This window comes from Arthrobacter rhizophilus (genome assembly GCF_026241105.1).
GTDB lineage: Bacteria > Actinomycetota > Actinomycetes > Actinomycetales > Micrococcaceae > Arthrobacter.
On the sequence record NZ_JAPFFT010000077.1, the window covers coordinates 1 to 1172 of the forward strand.

Below are 1172 nucleotides of genomic sequence, written 5' to 3' on the forward strand. Positions count from 1 at the left end.
CCGACCCGGACGGCAGACCGGTCGCGGTCCGGGTCGTGGCCGGGAACACCGCGGACCCGGCCGCGTTCGAAGCCATCGCCCTGGAAATGAAAACAACCTTCGGGCTTGAGGAAATGGTCATGGTCGGGGACCGCGGCATGATCACCTCCGCCCGCATCGCTCAGCTCAAAGAACTCGGCGGCCTCGGCTGGGTCACGGCGCTGCGGGCCCCGTCCATCAAGGCCCTGGCCGCCGATGACGGGCCCCTGCAGATGTCCCTGTTCGACGAGGTGAACCTGGCCGAGATCACCCACCCGGACTACCCCGGCGAACGGCTCATCGCCTGCCGCAACCCCGCCCTGGCCGCCGAACGAACCCGCAAACGCGGCGAACTGCTCGCCGCGACCGACGCCGAACTGGCAAAAATCGCCGCCGCCGCCGAGGCCGGCAGGATCCGCGGCGCCGGGAAAATCGGGGTCAGGGCCGGCAAGGTCATCGGCAGATACAACATGGAAAAGCACTACACCCTCACCATCACCGAAACCGGCTTCGGCTTCGCCCGCAACGAGGAACAGATCACGGCCGAAGCCGCCCTGGACGGGATCTACATCATCCGCACCTCCGTGGACGCCGCCACGATGGACGCCGCACGGGTCGTGACCACCTACAAGTCCCTGGCCGGCGTCGAACGGGACTTCCGCTCCATCAAAGCCATCGACCTGTCCCTGCGCCCGATCCACCACTGGACCGACACCCGCGTCCGCGCCCACGTGTTCATCTGCATGCTCGCCGCCTACCTCGTCTGGCACCTGCGCCGGGCCTGGGCGCCCCTGACCTTCACCGACGAAAACCGCCAGGCCCCGGCCGACCCCGTCGCCCCGGCCAACCGCTCGGAAACAGCGCACAAAAAAGCATCAACCCGCACCACCGGCAACGGACACCCGGCCTACAGCTTCCGCTCCCTGCTCGAACACCTCGGAACCCTCACGCGCAACGACATCCGCTACGGCACCAACCCCGACCTGCCGGCCATTCCGACCCTCGCGACACCCACCCCCACCCAACGCCAAGCCTTCGACCTCATCGGCCAGCCCATCCCCATCCACATCAAGTAGACAGAACAACCCGACCCGAAAACAGCGAGATCCCCGCCACGGCGGGGATCTCGCACGTCACGACGGACGTAACTTCGG

Annotated in this window: 1 protein-coding gene; it reads left to right on the forward strand. The window is 67.5% G+C overall.

Going from position 1 to position 1172, the window contains the following annotated elements; genetic code table 11:
* Nucleotides 1–1094: IS1634 family transposase (locus OOZ51_RS22370; protein ID WP_265982172.1), on the forward strand; the 1094-nt coding region annotated here is incomplete at its 5' end.
* Nucleotides 1095–1172 lie beyond the last annotated feature (78 nt).